The organism is Lichenihabitans psoromatis (assembly GCF_004323635.1).
GTDB lineage: Bacteria > Pseudomonadota > Alphaproteobacteria > Rhizobiales > Beijerinckiaceae > Lichenihabitans > Lichenihabitans psoromatis.
In genome coordinates this window covers 4,494,351-4,514,833 of record NZ_CP036515.1, presented here as the reverse complement: position 1 = coordinate 4,514,833, position 20,483 = coordinate 4,494,351, and the positions used below count along the sequence as shown (strand labels likewise).

The 20,483-nt window shown below is 64.0% G+C and carries 19 protein-coding genes; 16 read left to right on the top strand and 3 right to left on the bottom strand.

Going from position 1 to position 20,483, the window contains the following annotated elements:
* Positions 1-47: 47 nt before the first annotated feature.
* From EY713_RS21055 to EY713_RS21015, 9 genes are all read left to right on the top strand, one after another.
* Positions 48-1,061, top strand: coding sequence for an ABC transporter permease subunit (locus tag EY713_RS21055; RefSeq protein WP_131118891.1), 1,014 nt, complete (start codon positions 48-50; stop codon positions 1,059-1,061).
* A complete protein-coding gene (locus EY713_RS21050) occupies positions 1,051-1,974 on the top strand; it encodes an ABC transporter permease subunit (protein WP_131118889.1) in 924 nt (307 codons plus the stop codon). Before EY713_RS21055 ends, EY713_RS21050 begins: the two co-directional genes overlap by 11 nt.
* On the top strand, positions 1,974-2,978 hold the full coding sequence (locus EY713_RS21045; protein WP_131118887.1) for an ABC transporter ATP-binding protein: 1,005 nt from the start codon (positions 1,974-1,976) through the stop codon (positions 2,976-2,978). Before EY713_RS21050 ends, EY713_RS21045 begins: the two co-directional genes overlap by 1 nt.
* On the top strand, positions 2,975-3,973 hold the full coding sequence (locus EY713_RS21040; protein ID WP_131118885.1) for a dipeptide ABC transporter ATP-binding protein: 999 nt from the start codon (positions 2,975-2,977) through the stop codon (positions 3,971-3,973). The genes EY713_RS21045 and EY713_RS21040 overlap by 4 nt, the downstream gene beginning before the upstream one ends.
* 130 nt (positions 3,974-4,103) lie before the next feature.
* A complete protein-coding gene (locus tag EY713_RS21035) occupies positions 4,104-4,583 on the top strand; it encodes an MmcB family DNA repair protein (RefSeq protein WP_131118883.1) in 480 nt (159 codons plus the stop codon).
* Positions 4,584-4,722: 139 nt separating this feature from the next.
* Positions 4,723-4,983, top strand: coding sequence for a hypothetical protein (locus EY713_RS21030; RefSeq protein ID WP_131118881.1), 261 nt, complete (start codon positions 4,723-4,725; stop codon positions 4,981-4,983).
* The gene (locus EY713_RS21025) at positions 4,980-5,405 is read left to right on the top strand and encodes a DUF2934 domain-containing protein (RefSeq protein WP_131118879.1); all 426 of its coding nucleotides are present in this window, start codon (positions 4,980-4,982) and stop codon (positions 5,403-5,405) included. The genes EY713_RS21030 and EY713_RS21025 overlap by 4 nt, the downstream gene beginning before the upstream one ends.
* Before the next feature lie 392 nt (positions 5,406-5,797).
* Positions 5,798-8,260: a DNA topoisomerase (ATP-hydrolyzing) subunit B gene (gyrB, locus tag EY713_RS21020; RefSeq protein ID WP_131118877.1), complete on the top strand. Its 2,463-nt coding sequence runs from the start codon at positions 5,798-5,800 to the stop codon at positions 8,258-8,260.
* Positions 8,261-8,508: 248 nt separating this feature from the next.
* The gene (locus EY713_RS21015; protein ID WP_131118875.1) at positions 8,509-9,234 is read left to right on the top strand and encodes a DUF7168 domain-containing protein; all 726 of its coding nucleotides are present in this window, start codon (positions 8,509-8,511) and stop codon (positions 9,232-9,234) included.
* Between the two features lie 18 nt (positions 9,235-9,252).
* Here EY713_RS21015 and EY713_RS21010 read toward each other — a convergent pair whose 3' ends face one another.
* Both EY713_RS21010 and EY713_RS21005 read right to left on the bottom strand, forming a co-directional pair.
* On the bottom strand, positions 9,253-10,074 hold the full coding sequence (locus EY713_RS21010) for a metallophosphoesterase family protein (protein ID WP_165491214.1): 822 nt from the start codon (positions 10,072-10,074) through the stop codon (positions 9,253-9,255).
* Positions 10,075-10,121: 47 nt separating this feature from the next.
* Positions 10,122-10,739, bottom strand: a complete 618-nt coding sequence (locus tag EY713_RS21005; RefSeq protein WP_131118871.1) for a cysteine hydrolase family protein — start codon at positions 10,737-10,739, stop codon at positions 10,122-10,124.
* Between the two features lie 207 nt (positions 10,740-10,946).
* Here EY713_RS21005 and EY713_RS21000 point away from each other — a divergent pair, with 207 nt between their 5' ends.
* The 7 genes from EY713_RS21000 (at position 10,947) to EY713_RS20970 (ending at position 18,218) form a co-directional block, all read left to right on the top strand.
* Positions 10,947-12,029 (top strand): ABC transporter substrate-binding protein, encoded by a 1,083-nt coding sequence (locus EY713_RS21000; RefSeq protein ID WP_131118869.1) that lies wholly within the window; start codon positions 10,947-10,949, stop codon positions 12,027-12,029.
* Between the two features lie 29 nt (positions 12,030-12,058).
* The gene (locus tag EY713_RS20995) at positions 12,059-12,955 is read left to right on the top strand and encodes an ABC transporter permease (RefSeq protein WP_131118867.1); all 897 of its coding nucleotides are present in this window, start codon (positions 12,059-12,061) and stop codon (positions 12,953-12,955) included.
* Positions 12,952-13,731, top strand: a complete 780-nt coding sequence (locus tag EY713_RS20990) for an ABC transporter permease (protein WP_131118865.1) — start codon at positions 12,952-12,954, stop codon at positions 13,729-13,731. The genes EY713_RS20995 and EY713_RS20990 overlap by 4 nt, the downstream gene beginning before the upstream one ends.
* Positions 13,718-14,776: an ABC transporter ATP-binding protein gene (locus tag EY713_RS20985; RefSeq protein ID WP_131118863.1), complete on the top strand. Its 1,059-nt coding sequence runs from the start codon at positions 13,718-13,720 to the stop codon at positions 14,774-14,776. Before EY713_RS20990 ends, EY713_RS20985 begins: the two co-directional genes overlap by 14 nt.
* A gap of 40 nt (positions 14,777-14,816) precedes the next feature.
* On the top strand, positions 14,817-17,042 hold the full coding sequence (locus EY713_RS20980; RefSeq protein ID WP_131118861.1) for an MGH1-like glycoside hydrolase domain-containing protein: 2,226 nt from the start codon (positions 14,817-14,819) through the stop codon (positions 17,040-17,042).
* Between the two features lie 73 nt (positions 17,043-17,115).
* Positions 17,116-17,757, top strand: coding sequence for a 5,6-dimethylbenzimidazole synthase (gene bluB / locus EY713_RS20975; protein WP_131118859.1), 642 nt, complete (start codon positions 17,116-17,118; stop codon positions 17,755-17,757).
* 86 nt (positions 17,758-17,843) lie between these two features.
* Positions 17,844-18,218: an FKBP-type peptidyl-prolyl cis-trans isomerase gene (locus EY713_RS20970; protein WP_131118857.1), complete on the top strand. Its 375-nt coding sequence runs from the start codon at positions 17,844-17,846 to the stop codon at positions 18,216-18,218.
* A gap of 26 nt (positions 18,219-18,244) precedes the next feature.
* Here EY713_RS20970 and EY713_RS20965 read toward each other — a convergent pair whose 3' ends face one another.
* Positions 18,245-20,281: an ATP-dependent helicase gene (locus EY713_RS20965; protein WP_131118855.1), complete on the bottom strand. Its 2,037-nt coding sequence runs from the start codon at positions 20,279-20,281 to the stop codon at positions 18,245-18,247.
* Between the last annotated feature and the right edge of the window lie 202 nt (positions 20,282-20,483).

The following is a 20,483-nucleotide window of genomic DNA, read 5'->3' as shown; positions in this document are numbered from 1 at the left end:
CAGCCGGACCATCGTGGTCCGGCTGGCCAGGCAGCGGATCCGCGATCGTGATCCGCTTCTTCCTCAAGCGCCTCGCGCTGACCATTCCGACCTTCATCGCGCTGACGTTTCTGACCTTTATGGCGATCCGGCTGGTGCCGGGGGATCCCGTCGAGGTGCGGGTTGGCGAGCATGGCATCTCGCCCGAGCGGCTCGAGATGTTCCGCCACCAACTCGGGCTGGACCAGCCCGTCTGGAAGCAATTCCTCGATTATGGATGGCATCTGCTGCACGGCGACTTCGGCACGTCGCTGTCGACCAGCAATCCCGTCTTGACGGAATTTCTCACGCTCTTCCCCGCCACCGTCGAACTCTCGGCCGTGGCCATGATGCTGGCGATCGCGATCGGGATCCCGATGGGCGTCGTGGCCGCCGTCAAACGCGGCACATGGTACGATCAGGTGCTGATGGGCCTTTCAGTCACCGGTTATTCCATGCCGATTTTCTGGTGGGGTCTGTTGCTCATCATGCTGGTGGCCGAGCAGTGGCACCTCACCCCCGTGTCTGGTCGCATCGATCTCATTCGGTTCGACTACGACACCCCGACCGGCTTCATGCTGATCGACAGCCTGCTGTCGGACGAGCCAGGCGCGTTCGTCGATGCGGTGCGCCACCTCATTCTCCCGTCCATCGTGCTCGGCACGATTCCACTGGCCGTGATCGCCCGAATGACGCGATCCTCGATGCTGGAGGTGCTGAGCGAGGATTATGTTCGCACCGCGCGCGCCAAGGGCCTTTCGCCGTTCCGCGTCATCGGCGTCCACGCCCTTCGCAACGCGCTCATCCCGGTCACGACCGTGATCGGCCTGATGACCGGCAGCTTGCTGGCCGGGGCGGTGCTCACCGAGTCGATCTTCTCCTGGCCCGGCGTCGGCCATTACCTCATCGAGGCCATCTCGCGCCGCGACTATCCGGCCTTGCAGGGCGGCATCATGCTGGTGTCGGCGGTCGTCATTCTGGTCAATCTGTTGGTCGATACGACGTATGGCCTCATCAACCCGAGGATCCGGCATGGCCGCTGATCTTGCGACCCTTTCGGCCGCCCCGAGCAGCCTGACGACGGCGCCGAAGCCCGCCTCCTCGATCTACAGCTTCTGGCTGTCGTTCCGTGAGAACAAGGGCGCGGTGCTCGGCCTCGTGATCGTCACGCTGGTCGTGCTGATGGCGATCTTCGCGCCGCTGATCGCGCCCTATTCGCCCGTCGAGCAGTTCCGCGATGCCGTGAAGGCACCGCCGGTCTGGGTCGGCGGCGGCACATGGCGCTTCGTGTTCGGCACGGATGGCGTCGGCCGGGACATGTTGTCCCGCATCATCTATGGCGCCCGCGTCTCGTTGTTCATCGGCGTCTCGGTCATGTGCGTGTCCTTCGTGGTCGGCATCGTGCTCGGCCTGTTGGCAGCTTATTACGGATCGTTCGTCGACGTCGTCATCACCCGCGTCATGGACCTCATCATGTCGGTGCCGGATCTGGTGCTGGCGATTCTTGCCGTGGCGGTGCTGGGGCCGAGCCTCGTAAACACGATCGTGGCGGTCACGATCGTCTACGTTCCGCGCTACGTGCGGCTTGTGCGCGCCTCCGCCTTGACGGAACTCGACAAGGATTATGTTACGGCCGCCAAGGTCGCGGGCGTCGGACCGTTCCGCCTGATGGTGTCCACCGTGCTGCCGAATTGCCTGGCGCCGCTCATCGTGCAGGCGGCGCTCGGTTTGTCGGATGCCATTCTCGAAGCCGCGGCGCTGGGGTTTCTGGGTCTCGGCGCGCAACCGCCAACCCCCGAATGGGGCTCCATGCTGGCTGATTCGCGCGAGTTCATTCGCTCGCAACCCTGGATCGTGACGCTGCCCGGGCTCGCGATTCTCATCACGGTCGTGTCGATCAACCTGCTGGGCGATGGCCTGCGGGACGCGTTCGACCCCAAGATGCGGAGAGGCTGATGCGCCTTCTCGAGATTCGTAACCTGACGGTGAGGTTCGCAACCCGCAATGGTGCGTTCACGGCTGTGGATGGCGTTGATCTGACGGTTGATGGCGACGAGGTTTTGGCGATCGTCGGCGAGTCCGGCTCGGGCAAATCCGTCGCGATGCTGGCCATCATGGGCCTACTCCCCTGGACCGCGACCATCACGGCGGACCGGATGGATTTCTGCGGCCAGGATCTCCGCAAGCTGACCCCCAAGGCGCGTCGATCGGTGATCGGCCGCGACATGGCGATGATCTTTCAAGAGCCGATGTCGTCGCTGAACCCGTGCTTCACGGTCGGGTTCCAGATCGGCGAGTCGCTCAAGGCGCATCTTGGGCTCTCGCGATCGGCCCGTAAGGCGCGTTGCATCGATCTGCTCGAGAAGGTCGGCATTCCCGATCCGGCGCGTCGGCTTGGGATGTTCCCGCATCAATTGTCGGGCGGCATGAGCCAGCGCGTCATGATCGCCATGGCGATCTCCTGCAATCCGAAACTGCTGATTGCGGATGAACCGACGACGGCGCTCGATGTCACGATCCAGGCGCAGATCCTCGATCTGTTGCTCGATCTTCGCAAGGAGACCGGGATGGGCCTCGTGCTGATCACGCATGACATGGGCGTGGTGGCCGAAACCGCGAGCCGCGTCGTGGTGCAATATGCCGGGCGTCAGGTCGAGACCAACACAACTGCGGAACTCTTCGCCGGCCGACATCATCCCTATACCGATGCGCTGATGGCGGCGTTGCCCGAGCGGGCAACCCAGCGGCGCCTGCCGGCCATTCCCGGCGTGGTGCCGGGGCAGTTCGATCGGCCGGCCGGATGCACCTTCTCGCCCCGCTGCGCTTTCGTGTTCGACGACTGCCACACGATCGTGCCGCGCAAAGCCAGTCCCGCCCTCGGTCAGGCCCTGTGCCACACGCCGCTGATCGACGGCGTGCCGTCGGCCCGAATGCTTGAACCTGCGCGGGAACCCGCATGAGCCTCGCGATTGAACGTCCCGTGCTCGACACGACGGCCCGCGTGCTCGAAGCCAAGGATCTGCATCGGCACTATGAGGGTCGGCGCGGGCTCTTCGGCAAGCCCGTGACCGTGAAGGCGCTGGCGGGCGCGAGCTTCACGCTCGATCGCGGCGAGACGCTCGCGGTGGTCGGGGAGTCAGGCTCTGGCAAGTCGACACTGGGCCGCCTGCTGACCCTGATCGAGCCGCCGACCTCCGGCGTGCTCGACATCGAGGGCGCCGATGTGGCTCAGGCCGATGCGGCGACGCGCAAGCGGCTGCGGCGCGAGGTCCAGATGGTGTTTCAGAACCCCTATGGATCGCTGAACCCGCGCCAGAAAATCGGCAAGGCGCTCGAAGAGCCTTTGCTGGTCAACACCGATACGCCGGCCAAAGCGCGCGAAGCGGCAGCGCGCGACATGATGGTGAAGGTCGGGCTCAGGGCAGAATATTATGACCGCTACCCGCATATGTTCTCGGGTGGGCAACGCCAACGCATCGCGATCGCGCGCGCTCTGATGCTGCGACCCAAGATCCTGGTGCTGGACGAACCGGTGTCGGCGCTCGACGTTTCGATCCGGGCACAGGTCCTCAACCTCTTGGCCGATCTGCAGGATGAGTTCCGGCTCGCCTATGTGTTCATCTCGCACGACCTGTCCGTGGTGCGTCACATCGCCAACCGGATCATGGTGATCTATCTCGGCCACACGGTTGAGATCGGGTCGAGCCAGACCCTGTTCGCCAATCCGCAGCATCCTTATACGAAGGCGCTTCTGTCGGCGACGCCGGTGGCGGATCCCGGTGCCAAACGCGACAGGATCGTGCTGAAGGGTGAGTTGCCCTCGCCCTATAATCCGCCGAAAGGCTGTGTCTTCCACACCCGCTGCCCCATTGCTTTCGACAAATGCCGGGTCGACGAACCCCCGCTGGTTGCCAAACAGGGCCGGGATGTCGCCTGCTGGGCAGTCGAGGCGTAGGCGCCTCCCTCCTGTGTCGCCGACCGTGACTGAGCTTCGTCCCTCGTCGATCTATTCCGGTTTTGTTCCGCTTGCGCCTCCTCTATGGTTACTTGCGAATCGCGGCCGTAGCAGGGTTGATCAGGAGCCGATGGCGTTTAGAAACGAGGCGATCGACGGGCTGCCCGATGATGGGCGCCAGTCGGAGATGGCGCGGGTGATCTGCAAGGGTTTGCGCCGCATGTTGCGGAGCCGCAACCTTGCCAGCGTGACCGAACTCGTGTTGCCCGATGGGCGCCGCGCCGACGTGATGGCGCTCGGCGCCAACGGGACGCTGGCCATCATCGAAGTCAAATCCTCCGTGGCTGACTTTCGCGCCGATACGAAATGGCCGATCTATCGGGCGCATTGCGACCGGCTCTACTTCGCGGTCTCGCCGGACATGCCGGTCGGCCTCATGCCGCCGGACGCCGGACTGATCGTCGCCGACGCCTATGGGGCCGAGATCCTGCGCGAGGCGCCGGAACATCGTCTTGCCGGAGCGACCCGCCGCGCCCTGCTGATCCGCTTCGCGCAGGCGGCCGCGGATCGCCTGCATCTCGCCTACGACCCCGAGAGCCGGCTGTCCTAAGCAGGTCCGGCTTCCGCCGAAACGTCTCGGCAACCCGGTTCGCCAGCACGGCGTTCACTCCTCGCGTCATCATCAGCATGGCTGCTTCAGCGACCATCAAGGTTAACGGTGCGTTAACGATCTCAAACTAATGAAGGACTTGGGCATGACCTCCAAAACCCCGAATCAGGACGAGGACAAGCCGCTCGACAACGGTCGTCCGAGCATCGCCGACCAGCAATCGAACACCAGCGACGATCCGTCCACGGATCCCGAAGACGCCACGCTTGACGATTGGATCGAGGCCAATAATAGCCGCCCGACCTTGCCGGATGAAACGGCGGACGGGCTGGACGACATGGACGAGGAAATTCGCCACCAGGCGGAAGACCTCCCGACCGATACTCCTGGGAGATTATGATGGCTGGACAAGACGATAACGAACGAATTGCCAAGAAAGCGCATGAATTGTGGGAGGCTGAGGGCCACCCGCACGGTCGCGATCAACTCCATTGGGATGAAGCCAAGGAGATCATCGCGATCCAGGACAGCGAGCAGGATACGTTGCTGCCGCGCGACACCGGTGCGGAAGAGCCGGTCGAAGAAAAGTCGATCGCGATCGATAACGAAGGCGAAGCGCCGAACCTGACCGACACCGGCGATCACGATCTGACGTCGATCGATCGCGAGCCGGCCATCACGGCTCCGACGAAGGCCGCCGCCGATCTCGCAGCAGCCCCGAAGAAAGCCATGCCAAAGACGGTCGCGATAGCCGGCAGCACCAAATCCGAAAAGGTACCGGCGCGTCGCTCGTCCAAAAAGCCCCGAGGCCCGAAGGCCTGAGGTCAGCCTCATCGCCACCGGCTGCGCATCGGCAGCCGGCCGGAGCTCACCCTGCGAAGGCGTCGCATTCCGAAGCGGTGCCGAAAACCGACCACCGCCAGCCTGAACGGCCTCGGACGGTGAGAAACAGCCGATCGTGGCGGCGCCGGAGCGTCGCCAAACTCCGCCGTGCTCGACAATCCGCCGAGCCCGCAGGCCATTGGCGGTGCACGCCGACGCCTCCGACACGCCTGCCTCGCCCGTGCGCTCGGGTGGTGGCCGGAACTCCCCACAGCCCATCGCCGACCTCGACGCAATCCCTACTGCGCTTGGCGCCAAGAATGGCTATATAGGGCGTAGTCGCGCTTCAGTTTGGCACGGTCGGCAACGGCCGCAGAAAGTTACTGGTTTAAATGGCTCAATCGCCCCTTCCGTCGGATGCCTCGAACGGCACTCAACCGGACGCTTACGGTGCGGATTCCATCAAGGTTCTTCGTGGTCTCGATGCGGTTCGTAAACGCCCCGGCATGTATATCGGGGATACGGATGATGGGTCCGGCCTGCATCACATGGTGTATGAGGTCGTCGACAATGCGATCGACGAGGCCCTGGGCGGCCATGCGACGCTGGTGACCGTGACGCTGAACGTCGATGGCTCGGTGACCGTGACCGACAACGGCCGGGGCATTCCAACCGGGATCCACACCGAGGAAGGCGTATCGGCCGCCGAGGTCATCATGACCCAGCTGCATGCCGGCGGGAAGTTCGACCAGAACAGCTATAAGGTGTCGGGTGGCCTGCATGGCGTCGGCGTTTCGGTCGTCAATGCGCTATCGACCTGGCTCAAGCTCCGCATCTGGCGCGACGACAAGGAACATCTGATCGAATTCGCCCATGGCGATGCGGTGTCGCCGCTGATCGTCATCGGTCCTGCGCCGAAGGACGGCGATCGCCTCAAGCGCGGCACCGAAGTCACGTTCATGCCATCGGGCGAGACCTTCACGATGGTGGAGTTCGATTATGCGACGATCGAGCATCGGCTGCGTGAACTCGCCTTTTTGAACTCGGGCGTTCACATCATTCTGACAGATGCGCGGCATGCCGAGCCGAAGATGGAAGACCTCTATTACGAGGGCGGTCTCGAAGCGTTCGTGCGCTATCTCGATCGCACGAAGTCGCCGCTGATCGGCACGCCTCTGTTGATGCGCGGCGAGCGCGACGGCATGACGGTCGAGGTCGCGCTGTGGTGGAACGACAGCTATCACGAGAATGTCCTGGTCTTCACCAACAACATCCCGCAGCGGGATGGCGGTACCCATCTGGCCGGGTTCCGGGCGGCGCTGACACGGCAGATGACCGGGTATGCGGATCGCTCGGGCCTCAGCAAGCGCGAGAAGGTGGATGTCACCGGCGACGATTGCCGTGAAGGCCTGACCTGCGTGCTGTCGGTCAAGGTGCCTGACCCGAAATTCTCGTCGCAGACCAAAGATAAGCTCGTCTCGTCCGAAGTGCGTCCCGTGGTCGAGGGGATCGTCAACGAAACGCTTGGCACGTGGCTCGAGGAACATCCGGCCGACGCCAAGATCGTGGCCGGCAAGGTGGTCGAGGCCGCCGCAGCGCGTGAGGCGGCCCGCAAGGCGCGTGAGTTGACGCGCCGCAAGGGCGCGCTCGATGTCGCTAACCTGCCGGGCAAGCTGGCCGATTGTCAGGAACGCGATCCGGCGCGGTCGGAACTGTTTCTCGTCGAGGGTGATTCGGCAGGCGGGTCGGCCAAGCAGGGCCGTAACCGCGAATATCAGGCGATCCTGCCGCTGAAGGGCAAGATCCTTAACGTGGAGCGGGCGCGGTTCGACAAAATGCTTTCGAGCCAGGAGATCGGCACGCTGATCACGGCGCTCGGCACCGGCATCGGACGGGACGACTTCAACCCCGACAAGCTGCGCTACCACAAGATCATCATCATGACGGACGCCGACGTCGACGGCTCCCACATCCGGACCTTGCTGCTCACCTTCTTCTTTCGGCAGATGAAGGAATTGATCGAGCGTGGCTACGTCTATATCGCCCAACCGCCGCTCTATAAGGTCAAGCGCGGCTCGTCCGAGCAGTATCTGAAGGACGAGCGGGCGCGGGAGGATTATCTCATCGGCCACGGGCTCGATGGCACGGTGCTGCGGCTCGCGAGCGGCGAGGAGCGGGCCGGGGGCGATCTTCGCGCCGCTGTCGAGCAGGGCCGCATCGTTCGCGCCATCCTGGCTCAATTGCACTCGCGCTACGATCGCGTCGCGGTGGAACAAACCGCCATCGCGGGTGGCCTGAAGCCGGCTCACGCACTGGGCGAAGCCGAGGCGCAGGCCTTGGCCGAGCGCATTGCCGAGCGGCTGAACGCTCTGTCCGAAGAGACAGAACGGAGCTGGCAAGGCGAGATTAAGGATGACGGCTTCGTGTTCACCCGCCAGGTTCGTGGTGTGCGTGAGGCGTCGATCCTCGATGCGGGTCTTCTGTCCTCCGCCGAAGCCCGTCGGCTCGACGAGCAAAGCGCGGCGCTGCACGAGATCTACGACGTTCCGGCAACGCTTGCCCGCAAGAGCGAGTCGACCCAGATCGCCGGCCCGAGCGCGCTCGTCGATGCCGTGATGGCGGCCGGCAGCAAGGGCATCAGCCAGATGCAGCGCTATAAGGGCCTCGGCGAGATGAACCCCGAGCAATTGTGGGAAACGACGCTCGACCGCAACGTCCGATCGCTGTTGCAGGTGAAGATCAAGGAAGGCGACGAGGCCGACGACATGTTCGTGAAACTGATGGGCGATGTCGTCGAACCCCGCCGTGAGTTCATCCAGGCCAACGCGCATAACGTCGCCAACCTCGACGTCTGAGGGCGCGAGCGACTGAATCGTGGCGCTCGGCTTCTATCGTTGATCGATGACGAAACGGCCGAATGACGATCCGATCGTTTCTGTCGCTCGTGTTGCGACGAGCGAGGCCCAGCAAGCGGTTTGGCCGATCTGACGTAAGCTTCGGTGCTGGTCGCTTGTTTGTCTGACGATCCCGGTCAGGGCGTCGGCGCGAGATCGGACAAGCCGAAGGGTCGAGCCAAAACCGACCGCACACGAGACCCGTCCTCATGCCGCCCACCCTCGATCCCGCCGCGCACGATAAGTTGACCGGCCGTATCCGGGCGCTTCTGTCGAAGACCGTGCAGAACGGCTGCACGGAAGACGAGGCGCTGGCGGCGGCCGCCAAGGCGGCGGAGTTGCTCGATCGGCATGATCTGTCGCTCAGCGATGTCGATCTGCGCGAGATCGCCTGCGTTCGCATGATCTACGAGACGCATCGCAAGAAACGCATCCCCATCGCCGATTGCATCGGCGCGGTGGCGCATTTCTGCGATTGTAAGGTCTGGCGCGAGAAGAACCCGGACGGCGACAACCGCTTCGTCTTCTTCGGCTTGCCGGCCGATGCCGAGGTCGCGCTTTACCTGACGGGCGTGATCGACGCGGCGGTTCGCACCGAACTCGGGCGCTACAAGACGAGCCGGGCCTATCTCAAGGTGCGGCATCAAGATCGGCACCTCGCCAATGCGTCGTTCACGCTCGGCATGGTGACCTCCATCGCGACCAAGCTCGATGCCATGAAGACCGATCGTGATCAGGCCAATGCCAAGTCTGGCCGCGACCTCGTGGTCGTGAAGACATCGATCATCGAGCAGGATCTGTCGAAGCTCGGGCTGACGTTTCGCGCGACGCGCAGCGCTGGCCGAACCATCGCGCCGGATGCCTTCGAGGCGGGCGGCAATGCCGGACAGACCTTCACGATCACGCCGGGGCTGAAGACGACCCCGACATCCTGAACCGCAGCGCCAAAAGCGTTAGACGAGGACCTGCCGGAGACGCTTGTCCATTTCGTCGACCTCGATCGACCCGGCGAGGTAAGCATCGAAGGTGGTCTGAACGTCGGGCGAGATCGCTTGCCCTCGGATCGACGCGGAGAGCTTTGCTTCGCGCACGATCGCGCCCCGATCCGGTGCGCCGATCGCCTGCAGGAAGCTGACGTCCGGCCCGTCCAGCACGGCCGCCGTCAGAACACCCGACCGGTAGGCGCCGGTATCGATCGAGACGCGATTGATCGTTACGACCGCGAGATCGCCCATGATCGTATGCCCATGAACGACGCGCCGGGGTAGGGGATGGGGGTGGTTCAGGAAGTCCTCCCGAATCCAGATCAGGTCTTCCTCGATCTGGTCCTCAATCGAGACACCGGGCCGAATGCCGGCATGCACGAAGAGGTTCGTGCCATCGTCATGGGTCAGCGGGAGTGTCTCGAGAAAAGCCACATGCCGGCGAAGTTTGGCGTCGTTGCGGTTCAGCGTATCGCGATCCAGTCCATAGCTGCGGATCGTGAACCAGAACAAGTCCCAGGCCCAGTCCGGCACGCCGACGCCGGTCGTCACGGCCTTGATGAACAGGTCGTCGTGATTGCCGCGCAGACACACGAAGCGATCCACCGGACGTTTTGGCCCGGCAATCAGGCGCTCGATCACACCGTAGGAATCCGGACCGCGATCGACATAATCACCCGTGAAGACGATCTTGGCGGCGGCTCCGATGCGACTTGCATGCGCCTCGATCGATGCGAGAAGCTGGTCAAGGAGATCGGCGCGTCCGTGAATGTCGCCGATCGCATAGGTCATGGTCTTCATGGCGCGAGGTTTAAGCGGGGATGGATGACGTGGCAATGTCAGTCATGTTTTCCGGACGCGCCGCCCCACGCGGCGACGACGTCGCTGGTCCGGACAAGATCGACCTGTTCGGCGAGACGCGGCAGCAGCGTATCGACGACGGCGCGGTGGCTGTCGGGTGAGGAACTCGCCACCGCATCGACCGGGATGACGACGCGATAACCGCGATCAATGGCGTCGAACACGCTCGCGAGCACGCAGACGTCCGTTTCGACACCCGAGAACACGATCGTGTCGACCGCCTCGGCCTGCAAACGAGCCACGAAGGTGGGCGTGTCGAAGATCGAATAGCCGCTCTTGTCGAAGATGGAGCCCGGATCAGCGAGGCCGGCCAGCGGCTCGATAAGATCCAGCAGAACGGGGTCGAGACGATCACCCGTTATCTCAGCCCAGCGCCGGTAATAGTGGCGCCACCGGCCCGTCGCGGCATCGGCATGCGGCGGGACGATAAAGCGGGCCCATAAGGTTTGGTTTGGCGCGGCACGCGCTAACGCCGCGACCTTGGGGATGATGCCTTCGAGCGCTGGCGTGTGCCAGGCCGTCACCTCCGCGAACAGGCGCTGCATGTCGATACAGAGGTGCACGCTCGATCCATACAAGCCAAGAACGTTAGACATGATGTCTGGACCAAAACGAGGCAGCTCGCCGTTTTTGAAGCATTGAACGCCTGTTATCGCGGCAAAACCGCTTTATGCTGCACCTGCGAAGAACACATGTGTCTCGCCGTTAGGATATATAATAGACCTAAGCTTGACAGAGAAGTGCAAGCAGGATTTGTTGGTGTACGAACAAGTTTCGACACCGTTCGGTGGGAGCGAATGAACATGTCACGTCTGGATCGTCGGCAATTCACTCTGATGGCATCGGCCGGGTTGGCGAGCGCCGCGACGGGACTGATGTCTCGGGCGGCGCAGGCAGCCGACCCTGTAAAAACTATTACGGTGCTAAATTGGCAGGGTTACGGGACCGACGAAGCGTTCGGTCTCAAGGCCTTCGCGGCCGCGACCGGCATCGAGGTCAAACACGATTATTATAACGCCGAACCCGAGATGCTGACCAAGCTCCGCACCAACCCCGGCGCTTATGACGTGGTGCTTGTGAATTCGGCCCGCGACGCCCAGGCCCAGGCCGACGGCCTGATCGATGCGGTCGATCTGTCCAAGGTCCCCAACGCGGCCGGTCTGGCGGATGCTTTCAAGACAAACCCCAACATCACGATCGACGGCAAAACTTATGGCGTGCCGTGGGTCTGGGGCATGAATGCCCTGGCGGTCCGCAAAGACAAGGCGGCGGGGATCGACAGCTACAAGGTCTTCCAGGATCCGGCTTTTGCCGGGCGCGGCGCTTTGTTCGACGATGCCGTCACCGAGATCGCCGTCGCGGCGTTGATGACCGGGCAGAACATCAACAACCCGTCCGACATGAAACTGATCGGCGAGACGCTGAAATCCTTCAAGAAGGATATCAAGCTCATCTGGTCGAGCGAGGACGAGTGGAACAAGGCCTTTGCGGGCGGCGCGTTCGATGTCTCGATCTTTTGGTCGGGTGCGATTACGCGGGCCGTGCATCTCCACAATCAGCCGGTCGAATTCGTCATTCCGAAAGAGGGTGCGGTCGGTTGGCTCGATAACCTCTGCGTTCCAGCCACCAGCACCAAGAAGGAAGCCGGGCTGGCCTTCATCAATTACATGATCGACCCGAAATTCTACGTCCAATGGGCGACATCCGGCGCGCCCGCCTCGGCCAATAGTGCCGCCATGGACATGTTGCCGGCAGACGACCTCAACAAGCAGATCCACAAGCCCGAATATCTGCCGAAGCTGCAGTTCATGGGGGCCTTGCCCGAGGATCGCCGCCAGGCGTTCAACGATCTGTGGGAAGAGGTGAAGGCCGGCTACGCGCACTGACGATCTCGCCAGGAGAAAGCCGGTTCGGGATGACTAGCGCAGGCGCCGCCTCGCCGCCGCGATCGCAACGGGCGCGACAAGGTCTGTCCACGGCCGGCCTGTTGCTGCCGGCCTATGGCTGGCTTCTGTTGGCTGTGTTTCTGCCGCTCGGGGCGATGTTCATCTTCAGCTTCCTGAAGACGACGCCGTTCGGCAGTTCAAAACCGCTCGTGTTCACGATCCAGAATTATCTGGCTTTTGTGAACCGGCCCTATCTCGTCGATGTGGCGTGGACCTCCCTTCAACTGGGGTTTTGGACCACCGGACTCTGCGCGCTGATCGGTCTGCCAGCCGCACTTGCCTTGTCGCGCGCCACCAAGGGGCGGTTCCGGCAGGTCGTCTTCCTGCTGACCATCCTGCCGTTCTGGACCAACGGGCTGGTCCGCATCTTCTCCTGGACCATGCTGCTGCGCGAAGGTGGCATCATCGATGCGCTGCTGCATCTCGTCGTGCCGGGAGCGGGTTCGATCTCGCTGCTCTACAGTTTCCCGGCCATCGTGATCGGGCTGGTTCACGCCTATCTGCCTTACATGATCCTGACCTGCTATCTCGCGGTCGATAGTATCGAGGATGGCCTGATCGACGCGGCTCGCAGCCTCGGCGCGCGCGCCCCGACGGTCTTTGCGACCGTGATCCTGCCGCTGGCGCTTCCGGGGCTCATTTCGGGCTCGATCCTGATCTTCGTGCCGGTCATCGGCAGCTTCATGGAGCCGCGCATCCTCGGCGGCCGCATCGGCGTCACCATGGGGACCGTGGTCGAGGATCAATTCACGCAGGCCTATAATTGGCCGCTCGGCTCGGCTCTGTCGTTCTCGATGCTGGCCGTCGTGCTGGTGATCTTCGCGATCTTCTCGCGCGCCCTGCGCGGCCGAATGCTCGACGCATGACGACGCTCGGGCGCGGCTTTCTGATGCTGGTGCTGGTGTTTCTCTATGCGCCGATCGTCGTGATGATCGCCATGGCGTTCAACACCTCGGAACTCTACACGCTCCCGATCGTGCCGACGCTGCATTGGTTCGAGGCGCTCTCGGTCAACGACAAGTTGCTGAACGCAAGCCGCAACAGTGTGCTGATCGCGCTCGTGACCGCGGTGCTGGCGACGGCCATCGGAGGGCTCGCCTCTCTCGCTCTCGCGCGCCGCAGTTTCCGGGGCCGCAGCCTGCTGCAATTGTTGCTCTTGCCGCCGATCGCCATTCCCTGGCTGATTACCGGAACCGCCATGCTGGTGTTCTTCTTCTGGACCGGCATCGGGCGCGGATTGCACGCCATGATCATCGGCCATGTGGCGCTGGCAATTCCCTATGTGGTGCTCGTGGTCGGCACAGGTCTGAAGACCCTGAGGGCCGACCTCGAGGAAGCGGCCATGAGCCTCGGGTCGACACCGATCCATGCCTTTTTTTCTATCACGCTGCCGCTGCTGGCGCCCAGCCTCATCGCGGCGGCGTTGTTCGCCTTCGCGGTCTCGCTCGACCAATTCGTGGTGTCGTATTTTCTCGCGACGCCGGGTGTCTCGACCTTGCCGGTCGAGATCTATTCGTCGATTCGCAAAGGCTTCACACCGGAGATCAACGCCATTTCGACGATCCTGTTGGTGTCCTCGGCCACCTTGTTCCTTGTCTTCGCGGTTCTGACCAAAATGGGAGGCGAGGGTGAGCGGCGTTGAAGTGTCGGCGATCGGTAAGGGGTATAGCGGGCTGCGCGTGCTCGACGATGTCAACGCCCATTTCGAGCAGGGTCGGTTCACCAGCCTGCTCGGCCCATCCGGGTCCGGCAAGACCACGCTGCTCCGCATCATCGGCGGCTTCGTCGCGCCTGACAGCGGTCGCGTGCGGATCGGTGGGGTTGACGTGACCGGAGAAGCGCTGTGGCGTCGCAACATCGGCATGGTGTTTCAGTCCTATGCGTTGTTTCCCCATATGACGGTGGCCGAAAACGTCGCCTACGGAATCAATCGCAAGGGCGTTCGGGGTGCGGCTGCGGCGCGCGAGGTGGCGCGCGTTCTCGATCTCGTGCATCTCACGGGCTTCGACGCGCGTCGGCCGAAGCAATTGTCGGGCGGCCAGCAGCAGCGCGTGGCCCTCGCCCGCGCCATCGTGACCAAGCCGCGCGTGCTGCTGCTCGACGAACCCCTGTCGGCGCTCGACCGCCGTCTCCGCCAGGAGATGCAGATCGAACTTCGCCGCATCCAGCGCGAGAGTGGGTTGACGACGATCTTCGTGACCCATGACCAGGAGGAGGCGCTGACCCTGTCGGATCGGGTGGCGATTCTCGACAAAGGACGGATCGTGCAGGAAGGCGTGCCGGTCGATATCTATGAGCGGCCGACGACGCTCTTCGCCGCGACGTTTCTCGGCGACGCCAACCTGTTTAAGGGTGTGGTCAACGACGGCGCGGTCGATGCGGCGGGCACGACGCTCCGCACCGCCACAGCTCTCCCGGCGGCCGGACAGACGGTGACGCTGGCGGTCCGCCCCGAGAAGATCACGCTGGGTTCAGAAGACACGCCTGCGGACGCCACCGACAATCACGTGATGGCGGTGCTGCGCGAGGTGATCTATGCCGGTGCGACCTCAACCTTTCTGCTGCAGGGCGAGGATGGCACCGAACTGAAGGTGTTCAGCCAGAACCGCGACGTGACCCTGCCGCTGCCCGGAACGCGGCTTCGTCTGTCCTGGTCGCCGGCCCATACGGTGCTGCTGACCGACTGACCGTATCGCGGTCCCCGCCCTCTCAGATCGAGGTCCGATCATGCTTCGTCACGCCACGCTTGCGCCGTCCCGCGCCTGGTACACTTGGTCGAGTCGCCCGGCCGAAATGGTGTTTCTGCCGCTCGGCGTCCGCGTCACCCCGGTGGCCTTTGCGGGCAGCGTCGGCCGGGCCAGTCTGTTTCCGCCGGGCGAGAGTGTGCTGTTCGGCCGGCACGATCTTCAGGGAAGCCACGTCGGCCTCGAACTTCGCCATGCCGGAACGGTCCTCGACTGGACCTATCGGAAGCACCAGCCTTTCGCGGTGGCGGGCGCATGGCACGGCCGGACGCTCGGCGAGTGGGGGCTGCGATTCTGGATCAATCTCTGCCTGTCGTCCGAGGACGGCAGCCGCGTGCATTATCGTGAGACGCAGGGGGCTGCGGTCGTCAAGGTCGGGCATCGGTTCGTGGCGTTGGTGACGCGCGACGCACCCGTGCAGGTGACGGGGCATGACAGCGTCGAGGCGGTGGCGGCGGATTATGAGGCGAACGGCTATTTCCATCTGGCTTCGCGCGCCACGGACGCCACGGTCATCGCGCTTCGTTTCAATCTCGAGATGATGCGGGACGGCGCTTTCGCGGCCGCTGTGGCGGATCGGGAGGACCTTGCGATCGAACAGGCGCGCGCCGCGCTTGCGTCAGCTCAATCGATGCCGACGGCGGCGCAGACCGGGCGCTTCGCCGGAGCGCTCGATGCGATGCGTGACGTGATGGCCTGGAATACCGTCTGGGATACGATCAATACCCGGCCTTACACATCGATCAGCCGCAACTGGAACCAGGCCAAGTTCGGCGGCTTCGGCGTGTGGCTCAACGATCAGCATTACGCGGCTCTCATGACCGCGATGCTCGACCCCGAGGTCGGTCACGAAAACCTCGATGCGACCCTGGCGAGTGCCACCCCGCAGGGTAATTTTGCCTGCCTGCTGACCGCCAACGATGCCTGGGTCGACCGCACGCAATTGCCGGTCGCCTCGTTCCTGGTTTGGCTGATGTATCGGCGCAGCGGGTCGAAGCCGCTGCTTCGGTTGATGGTCGATAGCCTGTCGCGCAATCACGCCTGGTGGTGGGCCAATCGCGATCCGGGGAGCAGGGGGCTCTGTTCCTTTGGAACGTCGGATGTCGGCGAGGGGCTCTACAAGGGAACGTCGTTCGGCTCACGCAACGAATCCAGCATGGATAATTCGCCAATCCACGACGAGGCTCCCTACGACCCCGAAACCCGTACCCTGGCCAGCATGGATGTCGGCCTCAACAGCCTGTTGGCGCTCGATGCCGAAATCCTGGCGCTCATCGCCGCCGAACTCGGCGATAGCGAGGGGGCGACCGGCCATGCGGCCCGCGCCGAGGCGACACGAGAAAAGATCCGTAGTGAGCTCTGGGATGCCTCGCGCCAGATCTTCGCCAATCGGTTATGGACCGGCGCCTTCGTCAGAAGCGTCGGGCCGACGAGTTTCTATCCGCTGGTTTCGGGTGCGCCGACGCTTGAGCAAACCGAGGCCCTGCTGAATCACCTCGCCGATCCTGCGACCTTCGGGGGCGATATCGTGATCCCCAGCGTGTCGCGCGACGACCCCGCTTTCGGCGACAACACCTATTGGCGTGGGCGTGTCTGGCCCCCGCTCAACTATTGGGTCTGGCAGGGGCTGCGCCGCAACGGCCGATATGACGAGGCGTCCCACCTCGCGCAGAAGAGTTTCGCGCTATTCGAGACGGCCTGGGCACGGCGGCTGTGCCCGGAGAACTACAATGCTGTGACGGGCGAGCCGCTCGATCAGCCCGATACGGAAGGCTTCTATGGCTGGGGCGCGCTGATCCCCCTCATGGCGGTCGGCGAGATCATGGACGTCTCGCCCTGGCGCGGCTGGGAGATCACCAATACGGGTGAGCCGATGACGCTCGGCCCGCTCGAAAGCCCGGTCGGCGCGATCTCGCTTGCGGTTGCGGATGGCACGTTGTCGCTGCGGCTCGGCGAGACGTTAATGCTCGAAACCAATCTGCGGGGTCGCCTCACCCATCTGCGGATCGAGCCCGGGCGCGTGTCCTTCGTGCTGCCCGACACGATCGAAACGGACGCGTTCCTGCGGCTTCCGCAGGTTCGCACCGATCGTCTCATCCTGGCGCAGGTCGGTGCCGATGCCATGGTGGCGTCCGGCGAGACCGTCCGGTTCGACACGATCGCGCCTGCTGCGGCAGGCCAGCGGATCGATATTGTCTGGCACGGCTGACACAGCCCGGCTTGCAAGGAACGCGGCGCTGGTCGAAGGTGCGCCTCCGATCGAGGCCGGAGCGCGATGAACGATGCATGATGACGCCGGCTTTGGCGAAGAGGTCCGGTCCGGTCTGCTCGATATCCTGGTCTGGCGGCGTGACGTCCGCCTGTTCAAGCGCGATCCCTTACCGGACGGCTTGTTCGAGCGGCTGGTCGGCCTGGCCTGTCTCGCGCCTTCGGTCGGCTTGAGTCAGCCCTGGCGCTTCGTCCTGGTCGAAAGCCCGCTGCGGCGACAGGCCGTGCGGGCGAGTTTCGAGACCTGCAATGCCGAGGCGCTGACCTGTCAGTCGGGGGAGCGCAGCGGCCTCTATGCGCGGTTGAAGCTGGCGGGGTTCGACGACGCGCCTTGCCAATTCGCGGTCTTCGCCGACCCCACGACCGAGCAGGGCCACGGCCTCGGCCGCATGACCATGCCGGCCACAATCGATTATTCGGCCGTGATGGCGGTCCACACCTTATGGCTTGCGGCACGGGCCGAAGGCGTCGGGCTGGGATGGGTGTCGATCCTCGATCCCGCCACCGTGGTCCAGGCGCTCGATGTTCCGCAGGGCTGGACCTTCATCGGCTACTTCTGCATGGGCTATCCCCAGGAGCAAACCGATACGCCTCTGCTGGAGCGCGAGGGGTGGGAGCGGCGGCGTGCCGCCGCCTCGGTGATCCTCAGCCGATAGCAGGATCGTGTCCGAGACGCGGAACGCTTTCGCCCGCGTGGAATTCGCTTTAAAGCCTGCCACGACCTCTCAGGAAGGATGATCCGATGACCGATATCAACCCCGACGATTACCGCACCCTTACGGTCGGGATCCGCTATCACGACGAGGTCGTGGGGACCGGCGAGGAAGCCGTGAGCGGCAAGCCCGTCAAGGTTCACTATACCGGCTGGCTCGACGACAACGGCCAGCGCGGCAAGAAATTCGACTCGTCCCGCGATCGCGGCGACCCCTTCGGCTTCAAGCTCGGCGCCCAGCAGGTCATCTCCGGGTGGGACCTTGGCGTCGCCGGCATGAAGATCGGCGGCAAGCGCACCCTGATCTTGGCCCCCGAGCGCGGCTATGGCGCACGCGGCGCCGGCGGCGTCATTCCGCCCAACGCCACGCTGATCTTCGACGTGGAACTCCTCAGCGTCGGCTGAGCCTCAGCGTCGGCTGAGCAAAGTCGCTAGGCCGCCGCCCAGCGCGCGAGGGCGGCGGTTTTCGATCGAACGAGCTTCAATGCGACGAGGCGGCCCAACACCGCCTCGCTCGGCTTCTGCACCGCCGAACAGATATCGTCGAGGCTGACCGCAGTGGCGAAACTCGATTGCAGCTTGAGGTCGTCGCGTGAGGTCCAGACCCCATCGGTCGGAGCGCCGCTGCGCTCGGCCGGCGTCTTCCGCACCACGGCCCGCTTTTTTGTCGTCACGCTACCCGCAGCAGCAGCGGCGCGCTCCTGATCGGACAGGAGCGGCACCTGCTGATCCGCGGTCCTGTCCTCGGGCAAGGTTTCGACCACGGTATTGGCGGTGAATTCGGTGATGAAGCGCGACCGGCGCCAGGGCGTGCCACCGCGTTCCGCCACATAGGTCAGCCCGAGCAGCCGTTTGGCCCGCGTCACGGCCACATAGGCGATACGCCGCTCTTCCTCGATCTCCGAGCCAAGCGAGGGCATCATGCCCTCTTCCAACGCAACGACGAACACCGCCTCCCATTCGAGCCCCTTGGCCGAATGGACGGTCGAGAGGATCACGGCCCGCTCGGACGGGGCTTTCAGGGCGCGCGATTGATCCGCGACCTTCTGGATGAAATCCTCGAGCGACGAGCATGACGCCGCAAGCCGGCCGATGGCGTCGCTGACGCCGGTCCATTCTCGCCGCTCGCGCTCCGCCGCCTTCTTCGGAATCGCATCCGAGACGATGTCGTGAACCTCGCGGCAGGCGAGCCGGAAGTCGCGCCGTGCTCGCGCCGAGACGCCGTCGAGCTTGCGGCGGGTGAGTTCGCTGCGCTTGCCGGTCCCCATCTTCTCCAGCGCCCGTCGGTCGTCGGCATCGAGCAGGTAGAATAGCGCGCCGAGGAATAGCTTGGCGGTCGCGCCCTGCCAGAGGTCGCCCGCCCCACGCACCTCGAACGGGATCTTCAAGGCTTCGAGGGAGGTCTGGAAGCCGAGCCCGACGCTGCCGACGCGATACAGAACCGCGATCTGCTGTGGAGCCATGCCGCCCTCGATCAGCATGGCGATCGCCTTGGTGACCTGCTCGACCTCGACATCGGGCGTCGAGTAGCCCCGCACCACGATGTCGCCGGGCTCCGTCAGGGCCGGGCTATAATCCTTGTCGAGCCGGTTCTTGTTATGGCCAATCAGCCGTTTGGCCGCGTGGACGATCGGCGGCATGGAGCGGTAGTTGCGGTCGAGCACATGGACCTTGGCGCCCCGGTGCCGGCCCTTGAAGCCGAGAATATAGCGGACGTCGGCGGCCCGGAAGGTGAACAACGTCTGGTCGTCGTCGCCGACCGCCCAGAGATGCACGCCGCCGCGCACGAAATGCCCGATCAGCCGGTCCTGGCCCGGATTGATGTCCTGATATTCGTCGACCAGCAGGTGATCGACCGTTCCGGCGATCGAGCGGCCATAGGCTGGATGCGCGTCGACCGCCTTCAGCAGCAGCGGCACCATATCGGCGAAGTCGATCGCGCCCGCCTCGCGCAACGCCTCCTCGTAGATCTTGAAGAACGGCACCGCCGCCTTGCCGATCGTGTCGTCTGGTTTGAGCGACGCCTCGAAGGCGGCCGCATCGAGCAATTGCTCTTTCGCGGCGCCGATCACGTCGAGAATGTCCTGATCCTCGTTCCAGAACATGCGGCGCATGGCGAAGACGGCCCGTTGCTGCGCCATGCTCCACACGTCGAACCGCTCCGGAAGGTCGGCGTAATGCGGGTTGCGCTGCAGGCATCGCAGCGCCAGCGCATGGAACGTGAAGACCCGGAGGTCGTGCGCGGTGTCGGGACCGATCGCCTGGGTGATCCGCATCCGCATCTCGTCCGTCGCCTTCTTGGTGAAGGTGACGGCGAGAATGCGCCGGGGGTCGACACCCGTGTCGACGAGGTGCTTGAACCGCCCGACCAGCGCGCTGGTCTTGCCCGACCCTGGTCCGGCGAGAATGAGTTGCACCGCGTGATCGGCGGTGGCGGCGGCGTGTTGCGACGAATCCAAAACCGGCATGCGCTCTGGATGGCACAGCGCGCCGCCGCTGTGAATCGCTTGTCGGCGTTAAAGCAGCGTTGTCAACGGTTGGGTTGGGTGGGGTGAGCTCCACTGGGCCAGGGTGGAGCCAAGGCAAACGACGAACATGGAAGTATTGCGAGGATCCAACCGGCCTGCCAATGGCACGGGCTGCTATCGACGCATGCCAAACGTTGATTTG

Coding starts and splice junctions, on each gene's coding strand:
- EY713_RS21050 (WP_131118889.1), top strand. CDS start 1,051: ATGGCCGCTGATCTTGCGACCCTTTCGGCCGCCCCGAGCAGCCTGACG.
- EY713_RS21045 (WP_131118887.1), top strand. CDS start 1,974: ATGCGCCTTCTCGAGATTCGTAACCTGACGGTGAGGTTCGCAACCCGC.
- EY713_RS21040 (WP_131118885.1), top strand. CDS start 2,975: ATGAGCCTCGCGATTGAACGTCCCGTGCTCGACACGACGGCCCGCGTG.
- EY713_RS21035 (WP_131118883.1), top strand. CDS start 4,104: ATGGCGTTTAGAAACGAGGCGATCGACGGGCTGCCCGATGATGGGCGC.
- EY713_RS21025 (WP_131118879.1), top strand. CDS start 4,980: ATGATGGCTGGACAAGACGATAACGAACGAATTGCCAAGAAAGCGCAT.
- gyrB (WP_131118877.1), top strand. CDS start 5,798: ATGGCTCAATCGCCCCTTCCGTCGGATGCCTCGAACGGCACTCAACCG.
- EY713_RS21015 (WP_131118875.1), top strand. CDS start 8,509: ATGCCGCCCACCCTCGATCCCGCCGCGCACGATAAGTTGACCGGCCGT.
- EY713_RS21010 (WP_165491214.1), bottom strand. CDS start 10,074: ATGACCTATGCGATCGGCGACATTCACGGACGCGCCGATCTCCTTGAC.
- EY713_RS21005 (WP_131118871.1), bottom strand. CDS start 10,739: ATGTCTAACGTTCTTGGCTTGTATGGATCGAGCGTGCACCTCTGTATC.
- EY713_RS21000 (WP_131118869.1), top strand. CDS start 10,947: ATGTCACGTCTGGATCGTCGGCAATTCACTCTGATGGCATCGGCCGGG.
- EY713_RS20995 (WP_131118867.1), top strand. CDS start 12,059: ATGACTAGCGCAGGCGCCGCCTCGCCGCCGCGATCGCAACGGGCGCGA.
- EY713_RS20990 (WP_131118865.1), top strand. CDS start 12,952: ATGACGACGCTCGGGCGCGGCTTTCTGATGCTGGTGCTGGTGTTTCTC.
- EY713_RS20980 (WP_131118861.1), top strand. CDS start 14,817: ATGCTTCGTCACGCCACGCTTGCGCCGTCCCGCGCCTGGTACACTTGG.
- bluB (WP_131118859.1), top strand. CDS start 17,116: ATGCATGATGACGCCGGCTTTGGCGAAGAGGTCCGGTCCGGTCTGCTC.
- EY713_RS20970 (WP_131118857.1), top strand. CDS start 17,844: ATGACCGATATCAACCCCGACGATTACCGCACCCTTACGGTCGGGATC.
- EY713_RS20965 (WP_131118855.1), bottom strand. CDS start 20,281: ATGCCGGTTTTGGATTCGTCGCAACACGCCGCCGCCACCGCCGATCAC.